We start from the raw sequence: 23,751 nt of genomic DNA, 5'->3' as shown, positions 1-23,751 counted from the left end.
TTGCTCCGTGGGCCCGCCGCGAAGGGCCCTCCATGGCCCAGCGCGGCTATCCCGGCATCCATGCCGGGATGCCCACTACGCAATGCCTGCGTTCGGCCAGCGTGGTTAATGGGGCTTTCAGATCAAAATCAAAAGCAAAGCGAAGCTGTGTACAAGAGATGGTTGGTTGCCGGGCTGGCTCAGGCCAGTCGCGACTTACAGCCGCCCCACCGGCGAATACGGCGCCGGATCGATCACTGGCTTGCGTCCCAACATCAAATCCGCAAACAACTGACACGACGCCGGCGCCAGCACCAACCCGTTGCGGTAGTGCCCACAGTTCAGCCACAGACCCGCAAACCCCGGCACCTCGCCGATGTAGGGAATGCCCTCCGGCGACCCGGGGCGCAGCCCGGCCCAATGGCCCACCACTTCGGCATCCGCCAACGCGGGAATCAGTTGCTCGGCCGACGCCTTCAGGCTTTGCAGTGCAGTGTCGGTCGGCGTCTTGTCGAAGCCGTCACGCTCCAGCGTGCTGCCCACCAGGATGTGCCCGTCGCGACGTGGAATGGCATAGCGCCCCTTGGCCAGGACCATGCTCGGCAGGAAATCCGTGGCGCACTTGTACAGGATCATCTGGCCCTTGACCGGTTCGACCGGCAGGTTCAGGCCCAACGACTTGAGCAACTCACCGCTCCAGGCCCCAGCAGCCACCACCACTTGATCGCCCCGGATATCTCCCGCGGAGCTGGTCACCCCTACCACGCGCTCATTCACGCGAATGAAACCGCTGACTTCGCAGTGTTCATGAAGCGTGACATTGGGCAGTGCCAACAGCGCTGCCCGGAGGGATTTCACCAGGCGCGGATTGCGCACGTTGGCCACGTCGGGCATGTAGATCGCGTTGGAATAACCCGCCCCCAGCGCCGGCACGGCGTCACGGACCGCGCAGATGTCCACGGCCTGCATCGGGCGCCCTTCGCGCTCGGCCCAGGCCAGGGCTTGCGCCTGGTCGTCCAGGTCCAGCCAGTACAGGCCGGTGACATACACTTGCGGGTCGACCCCGGTGGCGGCGAGCAGACGCTGGCCCAGCTGTGGATAAAAATCCTGCGACCAATGGGCCAGTGCAGTGACCGCCGGGCTATAGCGCCAAGGGTACAGCGGTGAAACGATACCGCCGCCAGCCCAGGAGGCTTCCGAGCCCACGCCGGAACGGTCCAACAGCACCACTTGCTGCCCTTCGGACGCGAGATTGAACGCGGTCAGCAGGCCAATGACTCCGCCGCCGACAATCACCACTTGCTGTTGCCTGGTCATGTTCTGATTCAACTCATAAGACAGGGGGTGCAAGAACGCACCCGGATAAAAAACTCAGCGGCCCCAGCAATCCTTGGCAGTCAGCCCGGCAGCAGCGTTGAGCATGCTCCGTGCCCCGGTATTGTTGAGGGTGAAATCACCGCATTTGTCCGTTGCCATGGACGAGCCGCTCTTGCGCACGGCGGTCAGGGTAAAGCTCTGGTCCGCCAGCGTCTGGGTAATGGTGTAGTAAGCGTTACCGCTGCTCAGCCCGGTGGCATTGGTGTAGACGTTGTTCTTCGAGTAATAGCGTTCGAGAATCTGCGCCTGCTCCGACAGCAGCCCGGCGATTTCGGCTCGTCGCCCCTTCTTCATGTATTCGGTCAGGCTCGGATAGCCGATGGTGATCACGATACCGATGATCGCAATCACGATCATGATTTCGATCAAGGTGAAGCCCCGGTTGGATCTGCGCATGCCTTGCCTCTCATTGTATTTGCCGCCACATGATGCGGCGGCTGCCGCCGACGACGGTTTTGCCCAGCAGGTTGGTGATGCCGCCACCCGAGTCGTTGACCACCATGTTGGTGGCCCCGTTGGCATTGACGACGGCGCTCAAGGTCGGGATACCGCCCGTGAAGACCACCCCGGCGGAGATCGTGTCGGCGCTGGTGAGCGAACCGTCGCCATTGGTGTCGAGCAGCGCGTAGTTGAGCATCTTACCGTTGAACGCATCCACTTCGATCAGTTTGCCGGTACCGAAGCTGGCACACGGGTCGGTGGTGTCCACCGCTGCCGTGGTGAAGACCACGCGCCCGAGCACCAGGTTGGCCGGGTTGATCACCCGCTCCCCGGTCAATGCATTGTTGTACACCAGGGGCAGGTACCAGCCTTTTTTCGCAGGGTATGTCACGTCGGTCTGGCTGGTGGTCACGAACTGCCCCGTACTGCCTGAAAACACCCCCGTGATCGACTGGGCTTGCAGGCTCGACACGGTGATTTGCCCCGCGCCGCCGACGGCGTCCCAGATCGAATAGAACGCTTGCAGATCCTTGGTGAGCTTGTCCGTCGTCTCGTTGAATTTGCCGGTGCCGAAGAAGACCTGGGTGCCACCCTGGGGATTGTCGGCCAGCAGCGGTTGCACGGTAATCGGCTGGGTCGCCCCACCGGGAGCGGTGAACAGGGGTTGGCCGGCAAACGCCAGGCCCCAGGTGTTCGGTGACGTACCACTGAGGTCGAACTTCCACATCCGCCCCTTCAAATCGCCACCGTAGGCGGCCTGCACCACGTTCTGCGAGTTCACCCGCAGCTTGACCGACGACAGGCCGTTGCCTGTCTCACTGCTGTTGACGACGATCTTCCTGATCAGCGAACCGTCGCGGATATCCACCACGTACAACGCCGCTACGCCGCTGTTGCTGCCGTAACCATTGGCGATGAAGGCGGCCCAGCGACCGTCCGCCAGGCGGGCGACTTCGGGTCGGGCATAGGCATAGCCCAGGTCGTTGAAGTTGTTTGCCGTGTTGGCCACCGTTGGCGCGCTGATTTCCCACAAGGCCCGCAGGGTATTGCCCGCCGCCGCATCGTACAGCTGCACCGCATAGAAGGTCTTGCCCCCTGCCCCGGTCCCGCCCAGGGCCACGGTTTTCCAGGCGCTGCCCGATTGCACATCGAACACGCCAACCTGCCCGTCCACCAGGAACTGATGGCTCGTGCCATTGACGTAGTTGACGTCGGCGATCTCCCGCAACGAGGGCAGCACACTCGACGGCATGTAGGCGTAACGCCGCGTCCCGTTGGCGCTGTTGATGACGCTGAAGAAGCCGTCGTTGGCGTTCACCACCAGGCTGGCCGTCATGCCTGCCGCCTTGGTCGCCAGGTAGCTGCTGTAGCTGGTGTCGTTCAGCAGGTCCGAGGCGGTCTGGTCGTTGGGCGAGGCCAGCACCAGCGGCGAGTTGATGATGTCCCCCAGCAGTGCCGTGCGCACCTTCAGGCCGGTCTTGTTGACGCCCTTGCTCCACTCCACCAGGTCGTTGCCGGTGATCCCGATGGGCAGGTTCTGGTTGAGGCTGGTTTGTTGGGCCGCTGAAAAGTTGCCATAGGCCAGGGTTACCGGCGCGTTGGTCGTGGTGTTCCAGGATTGATAGATCGGTGCCGTGGCACTGGGCACGATGGCGGTGTCGGTGGTCCACTGGAGCGCCGCGGGATTGACCGCGCCGGCCGAGTTGAAGCCGAACGCCCGGACAGTGCCGCGCCAATCCTTGGGGTCATAGGTGCTCTGGTAGAAACTGGAAGTGCTGGACAGCGTGGCACTGTTGGTGCTGCCGCCGCCACCCGATCCGGCCTTGGAGGTGATGTCGTTCAAGGCCGACGACAGGGCCGAACTCAAGCCCTCGCTGTCACTCGCCTGGTAATACGTTCCCGCACCGTAGCGGGCGGCGTCGGACAACATCTGGTTGGTGGCGGTAAAACCCACGGTGTAGGTAATGAGGTACTGCCGGGGAAAGTCCACGGTGTTCCAGCTCTTGCCCGTGGCATCGGTCCCGGTGGAGCGCATGTCGATGTCGAAGGCGAACTTGGCGATGTCGTCCAGGTACAGCGTGTCATTTTCCTGATCACCACTGAGATCCTCGCCATCATTGTTGATGCCGTCCCAGTTCGGCAGCCGGGAGCGACCCTGCGCCTGCGGGTCGTCACTTGGGAACGTCCGGTCATAGGTGGGAAGACCGTCAGTGATCACCACACCAAAATTCTTCTGGCAACGGTACTGGATCGGGCTGGTATAGGTGCTTGGCGTGCTGTTGTAGTACGGCGCCATGCCCCGGAAATAGCGGGTGACTTCGTAATAGCTCTCGGCCAGCGGCGTATTCGCGACAGCGCCTAGGGCGTTGATGGCATTGATCAGAGCATTGTAGTTACTGTCGGCCTGGCTCTGGGTCACACTGCCACTGACAGGCGAAAGGTCGCTGACGGCCCGGGCAATGTAACCGCCCGGGCCGGAGTTGCTGCTGTTGGGTGGGTTGAAGGTGGCGAGACCTATGCGCAAGGCGCGGTTATTGGCCACCAGGTTGGTGGAGACATCCCGGGCCACGTTGATTCGGTAGTCATTGGGGATCGTGCCGGTGGTGAAGTCCCGGTTCGAGCCGTTGGCCAGAGTCAGCAGATAAGACAGGTATTGGGCGGTGTAGCGGGTACCTTCATTACCGACCGGGTCAGGCAACTTCAGGCAGACTCGACCAAGGTTGCCTCGATAGAAGCCATACCAGCCAGTGGAGCAGCCACCTCGAAACAGATTCGACAGCGAGATATTGCCATTGCTCATTAATAGCGGAATGTCGTCGTTGCAGTTCTTATCGGCGCTGCAAATAGATATCTGGGGATAATTGACCGTCGGATCAAACCCCGCCGCCCAGATAATGTTACTCATGCTCCCCGAATCATCGATCAGCAACATCACGTTGGGCGTGACGGCGGCCGCACTGAGCAACGGCGAATCCGAAGGCGTGAACGCATAGGCCGGGGCCGCCAGGTACAGGCTGAGCAAGGCCCCGCACAACGCCTGCCGCGCGGCCTGGAACACCTTAATACTTGGCATAGATGCTCTCCACCACGCTGCGCTGGTTGTTCCCCACCACAGCCACCGCGGTGATGCGGTACAGCGTCGCCGACGTATTGACCGGTACGTTGACCGCGGTCAGCGTCGCGCCGATATTCTGCACGCCGTAGAACCCGCCAGGGACCGCCACCCATGTCACCCCCGACGCGTAGCGCCCGGCCGCCGTGAGGGTCGCCGACTCGGCCGGCGGCGCGCATTCGGTCGTGCCGCTACAGACCGGCAACGAATAATTCTCGGCCTGCACCGCGTTCTCGCCCATCCTCAGCGCCGCCTCGGCCAGCTGGAAGGACTGGTTGCGCAGCATGACGCTGCTGGTCATCTTCTCCTGGAGGGTGGCACTTTGCATCGATGACAGGCCAATCAGGGTCAAAAGCAGCAGGAAGACCAGGCTGACCAGCAGTGCCATGCCACGCTGGCGATATTGGATGGGCGTCGGATTCATCGATCGCCCCCTCACAAGAGCCGGTTGCGCAAAGCGGCAACCACATTGAAGGTCTGCTCACGGACGTTGTTCTTTGGATCGAACAGCGTCAGCGTCAGGCGCACGCTGCGGATCATGGCCGGGTCGGTCGGATTGCTGGTGTAGGCGGACGCCGCCACGTCGGTCGCACTGGCGGCCACGCCGAAGGTCACGCTGAATGTCCTGACGTTGTCGACCAGTACTGACAGGGGTGGATCACCGGCCCCCACCCCCATCGATAATTGATTGTTGCTGAAGTTGTAGACCAACCGCCGTACTGCAAATGTCAACTGTCCGGTGGCCGGGGCCCGCACGCCCGTGTAGGCGGTAGCGGTGTTGCGGCAATCGGAGACCACCGTCCAGTCTGGCTTGCTGCCCCCGGCACCCACGTCGGTAGTCACCAGGATCAGCTTCCGGTTGGTGTTGTCCCAACGGATCGGCGTCATCTGGCTGGCATTGAAATCCCCTGCCGTGGAAGCGTCGGTAATGCTCCCCAGGCAACCGAACATGCCCACCATGCGAATCTCCTGGACCATTTTGCTCAAGGCGAACCGCGCGTCCTCCTGCATCACCGCCGCTGCATTCTGGCTGACGTAGGTGTTCTTGGCCGCTATGAAAATCTGCACGACGCCCAGCACGACAACCAGGCTGAGCACCAGCGCGATCATCAACTCGATGAGGCCGAATCCGCGGCTATGCCTGTTCATGGCGTTGCCACCGGATCGACGGCGACGCGACTGGACAGCACGAAGCTACGCCGCGCATCGGCCGTGTTGGTGGTGTTGGCAGCCCGGGTGTCATCCCAGGAAATGGTAATGGTGTAGACCCGCTGGTTCAGTGCAACGGCGCCGGTGGCCGTGGCGCCGCCGAAGGCGATGATGTTGGTCTTGAAGTCGTAAAGGTCCTGGTCCCGCGCCACGCTGAGGTTGGGCGAACTGGGTGGGGTAATGGTGTAGTCGGCAGCGGAATTGGCGCGAATGCGGTCCAGCAGGTCATAGGCAATGAAGCTGGCCTGGCTGGTCATGCGTGAGCTGTCGGTGTATTTGAGCGCATTGAGCTGGATCATCGCCGCACCCAGCAAGCCCACGCCCAGGATCAGCACCGCCACCAGCACCTCGATCAGCGTCATGCCCTCCTGTGCTTTTCTGCTGCAATCCTTCATCCGCAACTTCCACCCAATACGATTCTTCCATTGAGGCAAACACTCAGGGTCCTGCTCTGCGCCCCTCGTACATAACTGAAACTCACCGGCGTGCTCGGTGATGCCAAACCGCCCAGGCTGTTGAAATCAACGTTGGTCACCTCTGAGGTTAGCGTCAGAGTCGCACCGCTGCCCATCGCTGGAACAACCCGCAATACATTGGGAGACGAGCCGGTGCTGTCATACACCGTCAACTCCGTGCTCCAGGCGCTGCCCTGGGCCGTGGGGCGAATTCGTGTGGTGATGCCTCGGTCGATCGCTTCCATCCGGGCAAAGTTCAGCGCCCGACGCAAATCACCGATCTCGGTGTCCGCCCGGGTGTTCTGCACCACGCCGGTAAACGCAGGGACGGCCAGGGTGATCAGGATCAGCAGCACTCCAAGGGCCACCATCACCTCGATCAGCGTGAAACCTTTTGTACGAAGATCCATCGATGTCCTCCGACGCTGTCGGCTATACCTGCTTTTTACACGCTAGAACAAACCACTGCCTGTGGCGAGGGAGCTTGCTCCCTCGCCAAAACAAGCTCTCCAGGGAGGAGACGTCATGCATCAACAAGGGCTCAGCCTGATCGAACTGCTCATGGGACTGGCGATTGCCGCGATTGTTCTGTCCTGGGCCGCCACAGGCTACAAAGAGCTGGTCGAAGCCAACGAGCGCAAGGATGCCGCCCAGTCGCTGGCCGTCGGGATGCGCAGTGCGCGCAGCGAAGCCATCATCCGTAACCGGACGGTGGTGATCAGGGGGATCGACAACGACTGGGGCCGGGGCTGGCGGATTACGCTGGACGACAAGCAGAAGACCTTGCTGATGGAGCGCAGCGGCCATGCCCGGGTCGTTGGCAATCAGCCGGTGAGGCGCTCGGTAAGTTTCAACGGCCTGGGGGAGGCGCTACTGCCCAACGGAGGTTTCCGAGCCGGCACGCTGCACATCTGCGCCAGACACGGGCCGATCAGCCACCATCAGGTAGTGCTGGCACCTAGCGGGCGCATCAGCCTGCGCAGCGAGGTAGCCGAGCAGGCCGTGTGCGAGAAAAGCCTAGGGCAAAGAACGAACGCGTAGCTCTTTCGGCATGGAGAAAGTGATGTTCTCCTCACGCCCGGCCAACTCATCGGCACCGGTTGCGCCCCAGGTATGCAACTGCTGGATGACGCCGCGCACCAGCACTTCAGGTGCGGAAGCGCCGGCGGTGATACCGATGCGCTCGACACCGTCGAACCAATGGCGCTGCAGGTCTTCGGCACCGTCGATCAGGTACGCCGGGGTGGACATGCGCTCGGCCAATTCGCGCAAGCGGTTGGAGTTGGAGCTGTTCGGGCTACCGACGACCAGCACCACATCGCATTCGTTGGCCAGTTGCTTGACCGCGTCCTGACGGTTCTGGGTGGCGTAGCAGATATCGTCCTTGCGCGGGCCGCCGATGGCCGGAAAACGCGAGCGCAGGGCATCGATCACCCGGCTGGTGTCGTCCATGGACAGGGTCGTCTGGGTCACGAAAGCCAGGCTCTCGGGGTTACGCACCTGCAAGGCGGCCACGTCGTCCTCGTCCTCGACCAGGTAAATGGCGCCGCCATTGCTGGCGTCGTATTGACCCATGGTGCCTTCGACTTCCGGATGGCCCTCGTGGCCAATCAGGATGCATTCGCGGCCATCACGGCTGTAGCGGGCCACTTCGATGTGCACCTTGGTCACCAGCGGGCATGTGGCGTCGAACACCTTCAGGCCACGGCCGGCCGCTTCGCTGCGCACGGCCTGGGAAACCCCGTGGGCACTGAAAATCACGATGACGTCGTCCGGCACCTGGTCCAGTTCCTCGACAAAAATCGCCCCGCGGCTACGCAGGTCCTCGACGACGAACTTGTTATGGACGACTTCGTGGCGCACATAGATGGGCGGCCCGAAGACTTCCAGGGCGCGATTGACGATTTCGATCGCCCGGTCCACACCGGCGCAGAAGCCACGGGGGTTGGCGAGTTTGATTTGCATGCTGTGCCTCGTGTCTTGCGCAAGGAATGATCACTTGCCAGAACAATGAATATCTCGTTTGGGGAGCGAATCGGTGGGAGCAAAGCTTGCTCGCGATGAACGATGACCCGGTCTTGCAGTTAAACCGCGCCGCTTGCGTCGCGAGCAAGCTTTGCTCCCACAGGCTCGCTCCCACAGCCGATCCAGCAGTCCTTAAACCGCCTTGACGTCGAGGATTTCCACTTCGAAGTTCAAGGTCTTGCCCGCCAGTGGGTGATTGAAGTCCACGGTGACCTGGGCATCGTCAAAGGCTTTCACTACGCCCGGCAGTTCGGTATTGGCCGCGTCGTTGAAGATCACCAACAAGCCATGGGACAGCTCCATGTCCTGGAACTGGGAGCGTGGCATGGTCTGCACATTTTGCGGGTTGGGCTGACCAAAGGCGTTTTCCGGAGCAACGACCACGGTGCGCTTGTCACCGGCCTTGAAACCGAAGATCGCCGCCTCGAAACCTGGCAGCAGGTTGCCGTCGCCGACCTTGAACACCGCCGGCTCCTTGTCGAAAGTGCTGTCGACGGTGTCACCGTTTTCCAGGCGCAGGGCGAAGTGAAGCTTCACTTCAGTGTTTTGAGCGATACGCTGCTCAGTCATGGACGGCTTCTCCGGTTTTCTTGCTCTTGAACATATCCAGGGCGAGCATGATGGCGCCCACGGTGATGGCGCTGTCAGCAAAGTTGAACGCCGGGAAATACCAGCGGTTCTGCCAATGCACCAGGATGAAATCGATGACGTGGCCCAGGGCGATGCGATCGTAGAGATTACCCAGCGCGCCGCCCAGGACCAGTGTCAACGCCACGGCCAGCCAGGTTTCGTCGCGCCCCAGCCGCTTGAGCCAGACCACCAGCACGCCGCTGACCACGATGGCGATCAGGGCGAACAGCCAGCGCTGCCATCCCGAGCTGTCGGCCAGGAAGCTGAACGCCGCGCCGGTGTTGTAGGCCAGGGTCCAGCTGAAGTAGTCGGGAATGACGACGATCTGCTGGTACATGGTCAGCGTGTGTTCGAAGTAGTACTTGCTGGCCTGGTCGATGACCAGTACCAGCACGCTCAACCAGAGCCAGCCCAGCCGCCCGAAACGGCCCGCTGCATTAGGCGCCGCATTAGGCATAGTGACGAACCTCGCCACTGCCGCTGATGTTGTCGACGCAACGGCCGCAGATCTCCGGATGCTCCGGGTTCACGCCGACGTCTTCGCGGCAGTGCCAGCAACGGGCGCACTTGACGAAGCTCGACTTGACCACCTTGAGCTTCAGGCCGGCCACTTCGGTGACCACTGCATCGGCCGGCGCCTGCGCCAACGGCGCGACACTGGCGGTGGAGGTGATCAGCACGAAGCGCAGTTCGTTGCCCAGCTTGGCCAGGTCGGCGTCCAGGGCGTCTTCGGCGTAGAGGGTCACTTCGGCCTGCAGGTTGCCACCAACGGCCTTGGCCGCGCGCTGGATCTCCATTTCCTTGTTGACCGCAGCCTTGACCGCCATGACCCGATCCCAGTACGCGCGGTCCAGCTCGAAGCCTTCGGGCAATTCGGTCAGGCCTTCGTACCAGGTGTTGAGCATCACCGATTCGTTGCGCTCGCCCGGCAGGTATTGCCACAGCTCGTCGGCGGTGAACGCCAGGATCGGCGCGATCCAGCGCACCAGCGCCTCGCTGATGTGGAACAGCGCGGTCTGGCACGAGCGACGCGCCTTGCTGTTGGCGCCGGTGGTGTACTGGCGGTCCTTGATGATGTCGAGGTAGAAACCGCCCAACTCCTGCACGCAGAAGTTGTGGATCTTGGAGTAGACGTTCCAGAAGCGGTATTCGCCGTAGTGCTCTTGCAACTCGCGTTGCAGCAGCAGGGTACGGTCCACGGCCCAACGGTCCAGGGCGAGCATGTCCTCGGCCGGCAGCAGGTCGGTGGCCGGGTTGAAGCCGGTCAGGTTGGAAAGCAGGAAGCGTGCGGTGTTACGGATGCGCCGGTAGGCGTCCGCGCTGCGCTGCAGGATCTGCTCGGACACCGCCATTTCGCCGGAATAGTCGGTGGACGCGACCCACAGGCGCATGATGTCGGCGCCCAGGGTGTCGTTGACTTTCTGCGGTGCGATCACGTTGCCCAGGGACTTGGACATCTTGCGACCGGACTCGTCGACGGTGAAGCCGTGGGTCAGCAGCTCGCGGTACGGCGCGTGGTCGTCGATGGCGCAACCGGTCAGCAACGAGGAGTGGAACCAGCCACGGTGCTGGTCCGAGCCTTCCAGGTACAGGTCGGCGCGCGGGCCGCTCTCGTGGCCCATCGGGTGCGAGCCGCGCAGCACGTGCCAGTGGGTGGTGCCGGAATCGAACCAGACGTCCAGGGTATCGCTGATCTTGTCGTACAGCGGCGCTTCATCGCCCAACAGCTCGGCGGCGTCCAGCTTGAACCAGGCTTCGATACCTTCGGCTTCGACGCGCTGGGCAACTGCTTCCATCAGCTCGACGGTGCGCGGGTGCAACTCGCCGCTTTCCTTGTTCAGGAAGAACGGGATCGGCACGCCCCAGTTACGCTGGCGGGAAATGCACCAGTCCGGACGGTTGGCGATCATCGAGTGCAAGCGTGCCTGACCCCATGCGGGTACGAACTGGGTGTCCTCGATGGCCTTGAGCGAGCGCCGGCGCAGGGTGTCACCCGCGGCCGGCTGCTTGTCCATGCCGATGAACCACTGCGCGGTGGCGCGGTAGATCAATGGCGTCTTGTGGCGCCAGCAGTGCATGTAGCTGTGTTCGATGACGGTGGTGTGCAGCAACGCGCCGACTTCGGTGAGTTTGTCGACGATGGCCGGGTTGGCTTTCCAGATGAACTGGCCGCCAAAGAATTCCAGCGACGGGGCGTACACGCCATTGCTCTGCACCGGATTGAGGATGTCGTCGTTGACCATGCCGTATTTCTTGCAGGTCACGAAGTCGTCGACGCCGTAGGCCGGCGCGGAGTGAACCACACCGGTGCCGGCGCCCAACTCCACGTAGTCAGCCAGGTACACTGGCGACAGACGATCATAGAACGGGTGACGGAAATTGATCAGCTCCAGCGCCGAACCTGGCGCGGTGGCCAGCACCGAACCTTCCACGCCATAGCGCGACAGGCAGGATTCCACCAGCTCTTCGGCCAGCACCAGCAGCTTGTCGCCGATATCGACCAGGGCATAGTTGAATTCCGGGTGGACGTTCAGCGCCTGGTTGGCCGGGATGGTCCATGGGGTGGTGGTCCAGATCACGATCGCGGCCGGTTTGGCCAGCGCACCCAGGCCGAAAGCGGCGGCGAGCTTGTCCTCATCGGCGATCGGGAAAGCGACGTCGATGGTCGACGATTTCTTGTTCTCGTACTCGACTTCCGCCTCGGCCAGGGCCGAACCGCAATCGAAGCACCAGTTCACCGGCTTGAGGCCCTTGAATACGAAACCACCCTCGACGATTTTCGCCAGGGCACGGATTTCACCGGCTTCGTTCTTGAAGTCCATGGTCTTGTACGGGTTGGCGAAGTCGCCCAGCACGCCGAGACGGATGAATTCGGACTTCTGCCCTTCGATCTGCTCGCTGGCGTAGGCGCGGCACAGTTCGCGGGTCTTGTCCGCGCCCAGGTTCTTGCCGTGGGTCACTTCCACCTTGTGCTCGATCGGCAGGCCGTGGCAGTCCCAGCCCGGGACATACGGCGCGTCAAAACCCGACAGGGTCTTGGAGCGGATGATCATGTCCTTGAGAATCTTGTTCAGCGCGTGACCGATGTGGATGGTGCCGTTGGCGTACGGAGGGCCGTCGTGCAGGACGAACTTCGGACGATCCTTGCCAATTTCGCGCAACTTTCCGTACAGGCCAATGCTGTCCCAACGCTGCAGAATCTGCGGTTCGCGCTGAGGCAGGCCGGCCTTCATTGGGAAGGCGGTGTCCGGAAGGTTAAGCGTGGCTTTATAGTCGGTCATTTAAGGCTCTTCATTAGCGATTGGCGCTGGTTGCGACAAGGGCACGGGCGGCGGCGATGTCGGCATGGATCGCCGTCTTGAGCGCCTCCAGGGAGGCAAAACGCTGCTCTTCACGCAGCTTGTGGTGGAAAACCACCGTCAAACGCCGGTCATACAGATCGCCGGCAAAATCCAGAATGTGTACTTCGAGGTGGGCCTTGCCATCCCCTTGGACCGTGGGCCGTACGCCGATGTTGGCGACACCGGGCCAGGTCTTGCCGTCGATCTCGACACTCACCAGGAACACCCCGGTCAGCGGCACACGACGACGCTTGAGCTGCACATTGGCCGTTGGCGTGCCCAATTGACGCGCCAGTTTCTGCCCGTGCAGGATCCGCCCGGCAATCCGGTACGGCCGGCCCAGCAAACGCTCGGCCATTTCGAAGTCGGCAGCTGCCAGCGCATTGCGGACCTGGGTGCTGCTGACGCGCAAACCGTCCATCTCGACGGTCTGCGCCGCCTCGACGGTAAAGCCCCGGGCGATGCCGGCCTGTTGCAGGTAATCGAAATCCCCTGCCCGGTCGCAGCCGAAGCGGAAATCGTCGCCCACTTCCAGATGCTTCACGTCCAGGCCGTCCACCAGGATGGTCTCGACGAATTCGGCGGCGCTGAGCTGGCTCAGGCGCTGGTTGAAGGCCAGGCACAGGACCCGGTCGACGCCTTCGGCGGCCAGCAGTTGCAGCTTGTCCCGCAGCCGGGCCAGACGCGCCGGCGCGGTGTCCGGGGCAAAGAATTCGCGAGGCTGCGGCTCGAAGATCACCACGCAACTGGGCAGCCCCAGCTCCAGCGCACGCTCGCGCAGCCGCGCCAGGATAGCCTGGTGGCCACGGTGAACACCGTCGAAGTTGCCAATAGTGGCGACACAGCCCCGATGCCGGGGACGCAGGTTGTGGAGGCCTCGAACCAGCTGCATAACGCGCTTCTTGCTCATAAAGTGGCCGATTATAACCACACCCGGCGGCCGGCGACAGGCAACACCGTAACCCAAAGTGATCGAGCCGACAAAACCACTGCCCGGCCCGGGTTTATCGACAGGAAATCCTCAGTGCAACGCCTTGCGATTGAAGTCGCGCAGACGAAACCCCATCAGCAGCAACATGCCGAAGTACGCCACCACACCTGCGACAACCAGCACGCCCAGGCGCAGGAAACGCCCCAGCATCTGCCCGTCGCCCCACGCCGGCATGACATGCATCGCGCCCATCAGCACCGCCGACATCACCGCCACGGCCACCAGCAGCTTCAAACCGAATTTGCCCCAACCCGGCAGCGGTTGATACATCTTCTGCTTGCGCAGTTGATAAAACAGCAGCCCGGCGTTGAGACACGCGCCAGCACTGATTGCCAGGGCCAGGCCGGCGTGCGCCAGGGGCCCGATCAGCAGCAGGTTGAACAACTGAGTCACCACCAGCGTGAAAATGGCGATCTTGACCGGCGTGCGAATGTTCTGCTGGGCATAGAAACCCGGCGCCAGCACCTTGATCAGGATGATTCCGAGCAACCCCACCGAATAGGCAATCAGCGCCCGCTGGGTCATCGCCGCGTCGAACGCGCTGAACTGGCCGTACTGGAACAGCGAGACGGTCAGCGGCTCGGCCAGGATTCCCAGCGCCAGGGCACACGGTAATACCAGCACGAAGCACAGGCGCAGGCCCCAGTCGAGGATGCGCGAATATTCCTGGCGATCCTGGTTGGCATAGGTCTTGGCCAGGGTCGGCAACAGGATCGTGCCGAGGGCCACGCCCAGCACGCCGGAGGGCAGCTCCATCAGACGGTCGGCGTAGTACATCCACGACACCGAGCCCGCCACCAGGAACGAGGCAAAAATGGTGTTGATGATCAGGGAGATCTGGCTCACCGAAACCCCGAGGATTGCCGGCAGCATCTGCTTGAGTACCCGCCAGACGCCACTGTCGCGAAGATTCAGGCGCGGCAGCACGAGCATGCCGATCTTTTTCAGGTGAGGCAGTTGGTACAACAGTTGCGCCAGGCCACCCACCAGCACCGCCCAGCCGAGGGCCATCACCGGCGGATTGAAATACGGCGTCAGGAACACCGCAAACACGATCATGCTGACGTTGAGCAGGGTCGGCACGAAGGCCGGCACCGAAAAACGGTTCCAAGTGTTGAGGATCGCCCCGGCCAGGGACGACAGGGAAATCAGCAATATATAGGGGAAGGTCACCCGCAACAGGTCGGCGGTGAGCTGGAATTTCTCCGGGGTATCGGTGAAGCCCGGCGCCGTGGCCCAGATAACCCAAGGCGCGGCGAGCATGCCGGCGGCCGTGACGAGCGCCAGCACCAGGGTCAGCAAGCCGGTGACATAGGCAATGAATGTGCGGGTCGCTTCGTCCCCTTTCTGGCTCTTGTATTCGGCCAGGATCGGCACGAAGGCCTGGGAAAAGGCCCCTTCGGCGAAGATTCGCCGCAGCAGGTTAGGCAATTTGAAGGCAATGAAAAAGGCGTCGGTGGCCATCCCGGCGCCGAATATACGCGCGAGCAGCGTGTCGCGAACGAACCCCAGGATGCGCGAAAGCATCGTGATAGAGCTGACAGCGGCCAACGATTTGAGCAAATTCATGAAAAGAGTTCTTGCCTGTCGATGAACAGCAGGCGAACACGCGCCCACTTATGCGATACTCCGCGCCGCTAAACAGCTCAGCGCCAAAGCCCGCGAGTTTACAGGTCGCACGCCGGAAAGAAATCATCCGATGCGTTGTACCTGCCATTCAGCGGAGCGTGTCACCCGCCCTTGACAAGACCTAAACTCATCGGCATGATTCGCGGCCTATTTTGTTTGCTATTCCCTAAAAAGTCTTTCGAGGAGCTCGACGGTGGCCAACTCACCTTCCGCCAAAAAACGTGCAAAACAGGCTGAGAAGCGTCGCAGCCACAACGCCAGCCTGCGTTCCATGGTTCGTACCTACATCAAGAATGTAGTCAAGGCCATCGACGCAAAAGACGCTGTCAAAGCCCAAGCCGCTTACGTTCTGGCTGTGCCAGTTATCGACCGCATGGCCGATAAAGGCATCATCCACAAGAACAAGGCCGCTCGCCATAAGAGCCGCCTGAATGGCCACGTAAAGGCCCTGAACGTTGCCGCTGCTGCCTAAGCGACACGCTCGTTAAAAAACCGACCCCTGGGTCGGTTTTTTATTGCCTGGGATTTAGCAGGCACTGCAAGGACAATGTGGGAACAATCCCTTGCCCCCACCCACTCCCACAATGAGTTTGCGCGAGCTATTGAGCGTGCGCCCACGGCAGGATCGGAATCGCCGTCACCGCATTCTGCGGGCTACCCTCGATCACGCGGTCGCTGTAGACCAGGTACACCAGCGTATTGCGCTTTTTGTCGAGGAAGCGCACCACTTGCATGGTCTTGAACACCAGCGAAGTGCGTTCGCGAAACACCTCTTCGCCATCCTTGAGCTCACCCTTGAAGCTGATAGGCCCCACCTGACGACAGGCAATGGACGCCTCGGCGCGATCCTCGGCCAGGCCCAGGCCACCCTTCAAGCCACCCGTCTTGGCTCGCGACAGGTAGCAAGTCACACCGTCCACCTTGGGATCATCGAAAGCCTCGACCACGATCCGGTCGTTCGGCCCGACAAACTTGAACACCGTCGACACCTGGCCGATTTCTTCCGCCGAGGCCAGCAGCGGCAGCGCCAACAGCAGGCCAATCAATCCTTTTGCCAAACCCATGATTTTTCCTTAGACGAGGATCAGGTTATCGCGATGGACCAGCTCCGGCTCCGCCATGTAACCCAGCAAGCCGACAATCGCATCCGACGATTGACCGATGATTTTCTGCGCTTCCAGCGCACTGTAGTTGGCCAGGCCGCGAGCGATCTCGCGACCGTCCGGCGCCACGCAGACCACCATCTCGCCACGCCGGAAACTGCCCTGGACCAGCTTGACGCCAACCGGCAACAGGCTTTTATTGCCCTGGGACAGCGCCGTCACCGCACCAGCGTCCAACACCAGCGTGCCACGGGTTTGCAGATGGCCGGCCAGCCACTGCTTGCGCGCCGCCAGCATGCCGCGCTCTGGCGAAAGCAACGTGCCGATGCGCTCACCCGCCTTCAGGCGATCGAGCACACGCTCCAGGCGCCCACCGACGATAATGGTATGAGCACCGGAACGCGCCGCCAGACGCGCCGCCCGCAGCTTGGTCTGCATACCGCCACGCCCCAGCGCACCGCCCGTGCCACCGGCCACCGCATCCAGCGCCGGATCGTCGGCGCGAGCCTCGTAGATCAATTTGGCATCGGGATTGTTGCGCGGATCAGCGTCGAACATGCCATCGCGATCCGTGAGAATCACCAACAGGTCCGCCTCTACCAGGTTCGCCACCAACGCCGCCAGGGTGTCGTTGTCGCCGAAACGGATTTCGTCGGTAACCACGGTGTCGTTCTCGTTGATCACCGGGATGACTTTCAGCTCCACCAGCGCTCGCAAGGTACTGCGGGCATTGAGGTAGCGCTTGCGGTCGGACAGGTCATCATGGGTCAGCAGGACCTGCGCCGTATGGCGACCGAGTTCGGCAAAGCTCGACTCCCAGGCCTGCACCAGGCCCATCTGGCCGATGGCGGCGGCGGCCTGCAACTCGTGCATCGCGCTGGGTCGCGACGTCCAGCCCAAACGGCTCATGCCGGCAGCCACAGCCCCCGAAGAGACCAGCACCAGCTCGACGCCAGCCTCATGCAAGGCCACCATCTGCTCGACCCACACTGCCATCGCCTGGCGATCCAGGCCCTTGCCATCCGCCGTCAGCAGTGCGCTGCCGATCTTCACGACCCAGCGCCGCGCACCCGTCACCTTGCTCCGCATCATCTTCAACCTTTGCCAGCGAACGGCGCGACCCAGCGCCGCCCATGGGATTATTCGTATTTGCGTTTTACAGATACCAAAACGCCGCTCGTATGAGCGGCGCCTTGGAAACCGGCTGGCTGCGATGATAACACCGCGCCGAAACACTTGAACCTGCCCGCCACCCACCAGCCAAGAATACTTGTGGGAGCAAGCTTTGCCCCCACAGATCACTCACACAGGCAGAGGCTCCGGCCGAGCAGCATCGGATCAGTCGCGAACGTAGATGATTTCCGGACCATCCTCGTCGTCCACATCCTCTTCATCCCAATCATCGTCACCGATGTCATGGACCGACTTCACGCCACTGCGACGCAGGGCACGCTGGTCGTCCAGCGCCTGCAACCGTGCACGGGCTTCGTCTTCGATGCGCTGATCGAGCTCAGCCAGCTCTTCCTTGTAAGCCGGGTCATTGGCCAGGCGATCGGCGCGATCTTCCAGGTAACGCATGATGTCGTGGCTCAAGCGCTCGGTGCCTTCTTTGGCAATGGCCGAGATCACGTAGACCGGACCTTCCCACTCCAGGCGATCGACGATTTCCTTGACCCGCTCTTCATGCTCTTCTTCAAGTATCTGGTCGCACTTGTTCAGCACCAGCCAGCGATCACGCTCGGCCAGGGCCGGGCTGAACTTGGCCAGTTCGGCGACGATGACCTCGGCGGCATCGGCGGCACTGCTGTCATCCAGCGGCGCCATGTCCACGAGGTGCAGCAACAAACGGGTACGTGCCAAATGCTTGAGGAAACGAATCCCCAGGCCGGCACCGTCGGAGGCCCCTTCGATCAACCCCGGGATGTCCGCGATCACGAAGCTCTTCCAGCGATCGACGCTGACCACGCCCAGGTTCGGCACCAGGGTGGTGAACGGATAATCGGCGACTTTCGGCTTGGCCGCCGACACCGAACGAATGAACGTACTCTTACCCGCATTCGGCAGGCCCAGCAGACCCACATCAGCCAACACTTTCATTTCCAGCTTCAGGTCACGCTGCTCACCTGGCTTGCCTGGGGTGGTCTGGCGCGGCGCGCGGTTGGTACTGGATTTGAAACGGGTGTTGCCCAGGCCATGCCAGCCGCCATGAGCCACCAGCAGACGCTGGCCCGGCTTGGTCAGGTCACCGATGACTTCTTGAGTGGCAGAGTCAATCACCGTGGTACCCACCGGCACCCGCAGGACCAGGTCCTCACCTTTCTTGCCGGTGCAGTCGGTGCTGCCGCCGTTGGAGCCACGCTCGGCATCGAAGTGCCGGGTATAGCGGTAGTCCACCAGGGTGTTGAGGTTTTCGTCGGCCATCATGAAGATCGAGCCGCCGTCGCCACCGTCGCCGCCGTTCGGACCACCATTTTCAATGAATTTTTCCCGACGAAAGCTCATGCAGCCATTGCCGCCATCGCCGGCCTTTACTCGAATCGATACTTCATCAACAAACTTCATGACACGCGCCTCTCGCCATACGGACGAGCCGAAAAAACAAAATATAAGACTCTTGCAAAAATGAGCGCAGCGACCCGATGAACGCCCTTACCGCAGCGCAGACAGCCCATACAAACAGTTTTGCAAGAGACTCACCCCACAAACGAAAAAGCCCCGTCGCAAGACAGGGCTTTTCCAGCGGTCTCGCAATTAAGCTGCGATAACGCTTACATAACGACGACCGAAGGCGCCTTTTACTTCGAACTTGATCACGCCTTCGATTTTAGCGAAGAGGGTGTGATCCTTGCCCATGCCAACGCCGTAGCCAGCGTGGAATTGGGTGCCGCGCTGACGCACGATGATGTTACCGGCCTTGATGACCTGGCCGCCATACATCTTCACGCCAAGGCGTTTGGCTTCTGAGTCGCGACCGTTACGGGTACTACCACCAGCTTTTTTGTGTGCCATGAGTTCAATTCTCCTAGTGAGGAATTAGGCTGGAATTAAGCCTGAATACCGGTGATTTTGATCTCGGTGTACCACTGGCGGTGGCCCATACGCTTCATGTGGTGCTTACGACGACGGAACTTGATGATGCGGACTTTATCGTGACGACCTTGGGAGATCACTTCAGCCACAACGGTAGCGCCAGCAACGACTGGAGCGCCGATATTCACGTCATCGCCATTGGCGACCAACAGAACGCGATCAAAAGTGACGGATTCGCCGGTAGCGATTTCCAGTTTTTCGATCTTCAGGTATTCACCTGGGGCGACCTTGTATTGCTTGCCACCAGTAACGATTACTGCATACGACATGGTATTTCTCCGATAATCCTGCTCACCCAGCGCTTTATAAAAAGAGGTATTGGCTGGCATGGCTGCATGGGCTGGAAGGCCCGGATGCAATTGCGTAAGGCAGGTGCTGCCCAGGAAGTTCAGGGTGCGCGATTGTACGCAAGCTGATCAGGCCTTGCAAGTAGCCGCCTATCGCGCCTTGACACCCGCGGACGTGGGTCCTAGCATGCCGCGCAACCCTTCTGGAGCACCTGTCGCTGATGCAACCCCAAGCTTTCTACCGCGCGGTGGCGGACGATTTTAGTGCCGTCGACGGTATCATCAAGAAGCAGCTGACTTCCCGAGTGCCTCTGGTATCGAAAATCGGCGATTACATCACCTCTGCTGGCGGCAAGCGCCTGCGCCCGCTATTGGTGCTCTTGTGTGGCAAGGCCCTGGGTCGCGAAGGCGATGACATGCGCCTGCTCGCCGCCACCATCGAATTCCTGCACACCGCGACCCTGCTGCATGACGACGTGGTCGACATGTCCGGCATGCGCCGTGGCCGCTCGACCGCCAACGCCATGTGGGGCAACGCCCCAAGCGTGCTGGTGGGCGACTTCCTGTATTCGCGCTCGTTCGAGATGATGGTCGAGCTGGGTTCGATGCCGGTGATGAAGATCCTCTCCCAGGCCACCCGCATCATCGCCGAAGGCGAAGTGCTGCAGTTGTCCAAGGTACGCGACGCCAGCACCACGGAAGAAACCTACATGGAGGTCATCCGCGGCAAGACCGCGATGCTCTTCGAGGCCTCGACCCACAGTGCCGCCGCCCTGGCCGGCGCCAGCGCCGAACAGAGCGAAGCGCTGCGCACCTTCGGCGATCACCTGGGCGTGGCCTTCCAACTGGTGGACGACCTGCTGGACTACAAGGGCGACGCCGACACCCTGGGCAAGAACGTCGGTGATGACCTGGCCGAAGGCAAGCCGACTCTGCCACTGATCTACACCATGCGCGAAGGCACACCGGAACAGGCAGCACTGGTGCGCCAGGCGATCCAGAAAGGCGGGATCGAAGACCTGGAAAGCATCCGTGCAGCGGTCGAAGCCTCCGGCTCGCTGGAATACACCGCGCAACTGGCCCGGGACTACGTCGCCCGCGCGATCAAATGCCTGGACGCCCTGCCGGCCAGCGAATATCGCGATGCACTGGTGGAACTGAGCGAGTTTGCGGTGGCTCGTACCCACTGATACATAGGCTTTATGTGGCAAGGAAGCTCGCTTCCTTGCCACAAGACTGCGCCCCCCCCCACTTCAGCCACAAAACCTTATATAATGTGCGCCCTTTTGTCCTCCTGATACCCAAGGAACCTTAGTGAGCACGCTGCCTCCCTGCCCGAAATGCAATTCCGAATACACTTACGAAGACGGCACCCAGCTGGTCTGCCCGGAGTGTGCCCACGAATGGTCCGCCAGCGGCGAAGCTGAAGTGGCGTCCGACGACACCGTAAAAAAAGATTCCGTGGGCAACGTCCTGCAGGACGGTGACACCATCACTGTGATCAAGGACCTCAAGGTCAAGGGCACGTCGCTGGTGGTCAAGGTCGGCACCAAGGTCAAGAACATCCGCTTGTGCGATGGCGACCATGACATCGATTGCAAGATCGACGGTATCGGCCCGATGAAACTCAAATCCGAGTTCGTCAGAAAAGTCTGATCTCACTGCATTCCACCCCGCACCCCATGTGCGGGGTGGTGCCCCTCTCCCTGCGCCCTCTCTCCCCCACGAACCCAACGCCCGCCACCTGAGCAGCCATCTCCCGTCGTCAGAAAAACAATCGGAACACCAATAGAGACTTGCTATTTAGCGAATAGGAATTATTCTCATTGAACCCATCAAGGAGATGAGAACCATGACTTATTTGATCGATGCCTGGCTGGACCGCCCACATCCCTACCTCAGGATCCTGCATCGGGAAACCGGGGAAGTCTGTGCAGTGCTTGAGGAGCAAGCCTTGAACGAGTTACAGGACCAGGGAGACCTGGACTTCAACAGCCTGAACTCCAGCGAGCCCTTGGTGCTCAAGGAGCTGGTGCGCAATCTGTTCCTGTTCTGTTACGCCCGGGCATTGCGCCCCAGTGGCGAATTCACTGACAGGTTCCATGGATGAACCTAGACAAACCCTGTGGGAACGAGCCTGCTCGCTCCCACAAAAGCCTGTTTGAAACGTTGATGCCTTACAGAACGTCCAACAGCTCGACGTCGAACACCAGCACGCTGTGCGGCGGAATGCTGCCAACGCCTTGAGCGCCGTAGGCCAGTTCGCTCGGCACATACAGGCGCCATTTGCTGCCGGCATTCATCAGTTGCAGGGCTTCGGTCCAGCCTGGGATCACGCCGCCCACCGGGAATTCAGCCGGTTGGCCACGGTCGTAGGAGCTGTCGAACACGGTGCCGTCGATCAAGGTGCCGTGGTAGTGGGTGCGCACCTGGTCCTCACGGGTCGGCTTGGCGCCTTCGCCCTGGGTCAGCACTTCGAATTGCAGGCCCGATGCCAGGGTGGTGATGCCTTCACGCTTGGCGTTTTCGGCCAGGAACGCACGACCTTCGCCAGCAGCGGCTTCAGCCTTGGCAGCCGCCTCGGCTTGCATGATTTCGCGAATGACCTTGAAGCTGGCGGACATCTCGTCCTGACCCACGCGGCTCGGCTTGCCGGCGAATGCGTCGGTCAGGCCGGCCAGGATCGCGTTCAGGCTCACGCCCGGTGGCGGGTTGTCGCGCAGCTGGTCGCCCAACTGACGGCCAATGCCGTAGCTGACGCGGGTTTCGTCGGTGGACAGGTTAACTTCGGACATGCTGTTGCTCCGCTGTGCGGACGGCTCGAAAAGGGCCGTGCATGACACAGCGCCTTCCGGAGCGCCCGGAACCAAAAAGGGCCAGCAGACTAGCACAGATGCCATGGTCGATGACGAGCATCGACATCCCCCCACGCCAAAAACGACGACGCCCGTCTGCCTTGCAACAGACGGGCGCCGCGCCGACACGCTGTACAGGCTTCAGTGCTTGGTCAGTTTGTCCAGGTAGCCCATGGCGAACGCCGAGACTACAAAGGTCATGTGAATGATCACGTACCACATCAGGTGCTCGGGATCGACATTCTTGGCATCCATGAAAATGCGCAGCAGGTGGATGGAGGAAATGGCCACGATCGAGGCGGCGACTTTCATCTTCAGTGAGGAAGAGTCCATGGTCCCCAGCCAGTTGAGCTTTTCCTTCTCCTCGCCGATGTCCAGTTGCGAGACGAAGTTCTCGTAGCCGGAAATCATCACCATCACCAGCAGGCCGCCCACCAGCGCCATGTCGATCAGCGAGAGCAACACCAGGATCAGGTCGGACTCGGCCATGGAGAACACGTTCGGGATGACGTGGAAGACTTCCTGGAAGAACTTCAGCGCCAGGGCCAGCAAGCCCAACGACAGCCCGAAGTAGATCGGCGCCAGCAGCCAACGAGAGGCGTACATTGCATTTTCGATAAAGCGTTCCATTGAATCTCATACCAGGGCTGAAAAATCGCGGCGAGTATATCAGCCACGACTTGCCCCACAAACGCCGGGCCGATCCTTGGCCCCTGCCCTTGTGTCAAGATCTTACAGTGAGTCGCCCGGGGCCGTGATGGCCTTCAATGCAGCGGGCGAAACTCGAAACCGCCGACGTTGCGACAGCGACCGCCATTGATCTCGCGCAATTGCGCCTGCATGTGCAGGCACCAGATCTGCGGATCATTGGCCAGCTCATAACCGTGCAAGGTCAGGCTCTGAACGATGGTGTCGAGAATGGACTCGGCGGCATTGGGGCCGGCAAACGGTCCTTGGGCCTTGATGGCGGAGGGTTGTTCGCCGGCCATTCCGGCGGCGAAGAGCAAGGTCCACATTCCGGTATCTCCCGCCAGGGGGCGGATAGCGCATTCGATACGGGTGACAAGGCCCAGGCATTGGCGAGTGAGGCAAAGGTTGCGCGACATGGCGGCGCCCCTCGGGTAGATCCGGTATTCAGCCCCGGAAATGAGGCTGTTTCGATCCGATGATGGCTCTCGTTATCCTTGAACTCAGGATAGAAGAAAAGTTCTTGGCGCAAGGGTTTTC

General features: G+C 61.3%; 26 protein-coding genes. 5 read left to right on the top strand and 21 right to left on the bottom strand.

Features of this window, described 5'->3' with window-relative positions; all coding sequences use genetic code 11:
* Window positions 1-195: 195 nt before the first annotated feature.
* The 7 genes from thiO to N4Q37_RS25670 are packed head-to-tail and all read right to left on the bottom strand — an operon-like array spanning window position 196 to window position 6,983.
* Window positions 196-1,296, bottom strand: coding sequence for a glycine oxidase ThiO (thiO, locus tag N4Q37_RS25700; protein WP_260962946.1), 1,101 nt, complete (start codon window positions 1,294-1,296; stop codon window positions 196-198).
* Window positions 1,297-1,350: 54 nt separating this feature from the next.
* Complete coding sequence (locus N4Q37_RS25695) at window positions 1,351-1,752, bottom strand: type IV pilin protein (protein ID WP_260962944.1); 402 nt, start codon at window positions 1,750-1,752, stop codon at window positions 1,351-1,353.
* Between the two features lie 10 nt (window positions 1,753-1,762).
* A complete protein-coding gene (locus N4Q37_RS25690; RefSeq protein WP_260962942.1) occupies window positions 1,763-4,870 on the bottom strand; it encodes a pilus assembly protein in 3,108 nt (1,035 codons plus the stop codon).
* Window positions 4,857-5,333, bottom strand: coding sequence for a pilus assembly PilX family protein (locus N4Q37_RS25685; protein ID WP_260962941.1), 477 nt, complete (start codon window positions 5,331-5,333; stop codon window positions 4,857-4,859). Before N4Q37_RS25685 ends, N4Q37_RS25690 begins: the two co-directional genes overlap by 14 nt.
* An 11-nt stretch (window positions 5,334-5,344) precedes the next feature.
* Window positions 5,345-6,058, bottom strand: a complete 714-nt coding sequence (locus N4Q37_RS25680; protein WP_260962939.1) for a PilW family protein — start codon at window positions 6,056-6,058, stop codon at window positions 5,345-5,347.
* Window positions 6,055-6,513 (bottom strand): type IV pilus modification protein PilV, encoded by a 459-nt coding sequence (gene pilV, locus N4Q37_RS25675; RefSeq protein ID WP_260962937.1) that lies wholly within the window; start codon window positions 6,511-6,513, stop codon window positions 6,055-6,057. Before pilV ends, N4Q37_RS25680 begins: the two co-directional genes overlap by 4 nt.
* Entirely contained in the window at window positions 6,510-6,983 is a 474-nt protein-coding gene (locus tag N4Q37_RS25670) for a GspH/FimT family pseudopilin (protein WP_260962935.1), read from the bottom strand. The genes pilV and N4Q37_RS25670 overlap by 4 nt, the downstream gene beginning before the upstream one ends.
* Window positions 6,984-7,098: 115 nt before the next feature.
* Between N4Q37_RS25670 and N4Q37_RS25665 the strand changes: the two genes are divergently transcribed.
* The gene (locus N4Q37_RS25665) at window positions 7,099-7,614 is read left to right on the top strand and encodes a GspH/FimT family pseudopilin (RefSeq protein WP_260962933.1); all 516 of its coding nucleotides are present in this window, start codon (window positions 7,099-7,101) and stop codon (window positions 7,612-7,614) included.
* On the opposite strand, the gene ispH is transcribed toward N4Q37_RS25665, so the two are convergent.
* From ispH to murJ, 6 genes are all read right to left on the bottom strand, one after another.
* Window positions 7,591-8,538 carry a 4-hydroxy-3-methylbut-2-enyl diphosphate reductase gene (ispH, locus tag N4Q37_RS25660; protein WP_260962931.1) on the bottom strand — a complete coding sequence of 316 codons (948 nt, stop codon included), beginning with the start codon at window positions 8,536-8,538 and terminating at the stop codon, window positions 7,591-7,593. The genes N4Q37_RS25665 and ispH overlap by 24 nt on opposite strands.
* A gap of 192 nt (window positions 8,539-8,730) precedes the next feature.
* Window positions 8,731-9,168, bottom strand: coding sequence for an FKBP-type peptidyl-prolyl cis-trans isomerase (fkpB, locus tag N4Q37_RS25655; protein WP_260962929.1), 438 nt, complete (start codon window positions 9,166-9,168; stop codon window positions 8,731-8,733).
* Window positions 9,161-9,685 (bottom strand): signal peptidase II, encoded by a 525-nt coding sequence (gene lspA / locus N4Q37_RS25650; RefSeq protein WP_260962927.1) that lies wholly within the window; start codon window positions 9,683-9,685, stop codon window positions 9,161-9,163. The genes fkpB and lspA overlap by 8 nt, the downstream gene beginning before the upstream one ends.
* Window positions 9,678-12,509: an isoleucine--tRNA ligase gene (gene ileS / locus N4Q37_RS25645; RefSeq protein ID WP_260962925.1), complete on the bottom strand. Its 2,832-nt coding sequence runs from the start codon at window positions 12,507-12,509 to the stop codon at window positions 9,678-9,680. The genes lspA and ileS overlap by 8 nt, the downstream gene beginning before the upstream one ends.
* Before the next feature lie 13 nt (window positions 12,510-12,522).
* The gene (gene ribF / locus N4Q37_RS25640; RefSeq protein ID WP_260962923.1) at window positions 12,523-13,461 is read right to left on the bottom strand and encodes a bifunctional riboflavin kinase/FAD synthetase; all 939 of its coding nucleotides are present in this window, start codon (window positions 13,459-13,461) and stop codon (window positions 12,523-12,525) included.
* A gap of 129 nt (window positions 13,462-13,590) precedes the next feature.
* Window positions 13,591-15,129: a murein biosynthesis integral membrane protein MurJ gene (gene murJ / locus N4Q37_RS25635; RefSeq protein ID WP_260962921.1), complete on the bottom strand. Its 1,539-nt coding sequence runs from the start codon at window positions 15,127-15,129 to the stop codon at window positions 13,591-13,593.
* Window positions 15,130-15,382: 253 nt separating this feature from the next.
* On the opposite strand from murJ, the gene rpsT reads away from it, so the two are divergent.
* Window positions 15,383-15,661, top strand: a complete 279-nt coding sequence (gene rpsT, locus N4Q37_RS25630; RefSeq protein ID WP_260962920.1) for a 30S ribosomal protein S20 — start codon at window positions 15,383-15,385, stop codon at window positions 15,659-15,661.
* A 127-nt stretch (window positions 15,662-15,788) separates the two neighbouring features.
* Here rpsT and N4Q37_RS25625 read toward each other — a convergent pair whose 3' ends face one another.
* The 5 genes from N4Q37_RS25625 to rplU form a co-directional block, all read right to left on the bottom strand.
* Window positions 15,789-16,253: a CreA family protein gene (locus N4Q37_RS25625; RefSeq protein ID WP_260962917.1), complete on the bottom strand. Its 465-nt coding sequence runs from the start codon at window positions 16,251-16,253 to the stop codon at window positions 15,789-15,791.
* A gap of 9 nt (window positions 16,254-16,262) precedes the next feature.
* Window positions 16,263-17,381 carry a glutamate 5-kinase gene (gene proB / locus N4Q37_RS25620; RefSeq protein ID WP_260962948.1) on the bottom strand — a complete coding sequence of 373 codons (1,119 nt, stop codon included), beginning with the start codon at window positions 17,379-17,381 and terminating at the stop codon, window positions 16,263-16,265.
* A gap of 249 nt (window positions 17,382-17,630) precedes the next feature.
* The gene (cgtA, locus tag N4Q37_RS25615; RefSeq protein ID WP_260962915.1) at window positions 17,631-18,854 is read right to left on the bottom strand and encodes an Obg family GTPase CgtA; all 1,224 of its coding nucleotides are present in this window, start codon (window positions 18,852-18,854) and stop codon (window positions 17,631-17,633) included.
* 189 nt (window positions 18,855-19,043) lie between these two features.
* Window positions 19,044-19,301, bottom strand: a complete 258-nt coding sequence (rpmA, locus tag N4Q37_RS25610) for a 50S ribosomal protein L27 (RefSeq protein WP_016773121.1) — start codon at window positions 19,299-19,301, stop codon at window positions 19,044-19,046.
* A gap of 35 nt (window positions 19,302-19,336) precedes the next feature.
* The gene (rplU, locus tag N4Q37_RS25605) at window positions 19,337-19,651 is read right to left on the bottom strand and encodes a 50S ribosomal protein L21 (protein ID WP_003176051.1); all 315 of its coding nucleotides are present in this window, start codon (window positions 19,649-19,651) and stop codon (window positions 19,337-19,339) included.
* A 239-nt stretch (window positions 19,652-19,890) separates the two neighbouring features.
* Between rplU and N4Q37_RS25600 the strand changes: the two genes are divergently transcribed.
* The 3 genes from N4Q37_RS25600 to N4Q37_RS25590 all read left to right on the top strand — a co-directional run bounded on the left by N4Q37_RS25600 (window position 19,891) and on the right by N4Q37_RS25590 (window position 21,779).
* Complete coding sequence (locus N4Q37_RS25600; RefSeq protein WP_260962907.1) at window positions 19,891-20,859, top strand: polyprenyl synthetase family protein; 969 nt, start codon at window positions 19,891-19,893, stop codon at window positions 20,857-20,859.
* Window positions 20,860-20,983: 124 nt separating this feature from the next.
* Window positions 20,984-21,325: a zinc ribbon domain-containing protein YjdM gene (locus N4Q37_RS25595; protein WP_158960870.1), complete on the top strand. Its 342-nt coding sequence runs from the start codon at window positions 20,984-20,986 to the stop codon at window positions 21,323-21,325.
* Between the two features lie 196 nt (window positions 21,326-21,521).
* On the top strand, window positions 21,522-21,779 hold the full coding sequence (locus N4Q37_RS25590) for a PA4570 family protein (protein ID WP_260962901.1): 258 nt from the start codon (window positions 21,522-21,524) through the stop codon (window positions 21,777-21,779).
* 67 nt (window positions 21,780-21,846) lie between these two features.
* Here the strand turns inward: N4Q37_RS25590 and N4Q37_RS25585 are convergent, their stop codons facing one another.
* The 3 genes from N4Q37_RS25585 to N4Q37_RS25575 all read right to left on the bottom strand — a co-directional run bounded on the left by N4Q37_RS25585 (window position 21,847) and on the right by N4Q37_RS25575 (window position 23,630).
* Window positions 21,847-22,464, bottom strand: a complete 618-nt coding sequence (locus N4Q37_RS25585) for an FKBP-type peptidyl-prolyl cis-trans isomerase (protein WP_260962899.1) — start codon at window positions 22,462-22,464, stop codon at window positions 21,847-21,849.
* 201 nt (window positions 22,465-22,665) lie between these two features.
* Window positions 22,666-23,154: a TIGR00645 family protein gene (locus tag N4Q37_RS25580; protein ID WP_260962898.1), complete on the bottom strand. Its 489-nt coding sequence runs from the start codon at window positions 23,152-23,154 to the stop codon at window positions 22,666-22,668.
* Between the two features lie 134 nt (window positions 23,155-23,288).
* Entirely contained in the window at window positions 23,289-23,630 is a 342-nt protein-coding gene (locus N4Q37_RS25575; RefSeq protein WP_215005809.1) for a PA4575 family protein, read from the bottom strand.
* Window positions 23,631-23,751: the final 121 nt, after the last annotated feature.

This window comes from Pseudomonas citri (genome assembly GCF_025336485.1).
Taxonomy (GTDB): domain Bacteria; phylum Pseudomonadota; class Gammaproteobacteria; order Pseudomonadales; family Pseudomonadaceae; genus Aquipseudomonas; species Aquipseudomonas citri.
Note: the sequence above shows the minus strand (reverse complement) of the source record. Positions and strands in the feature narration are given on the sequence as shown.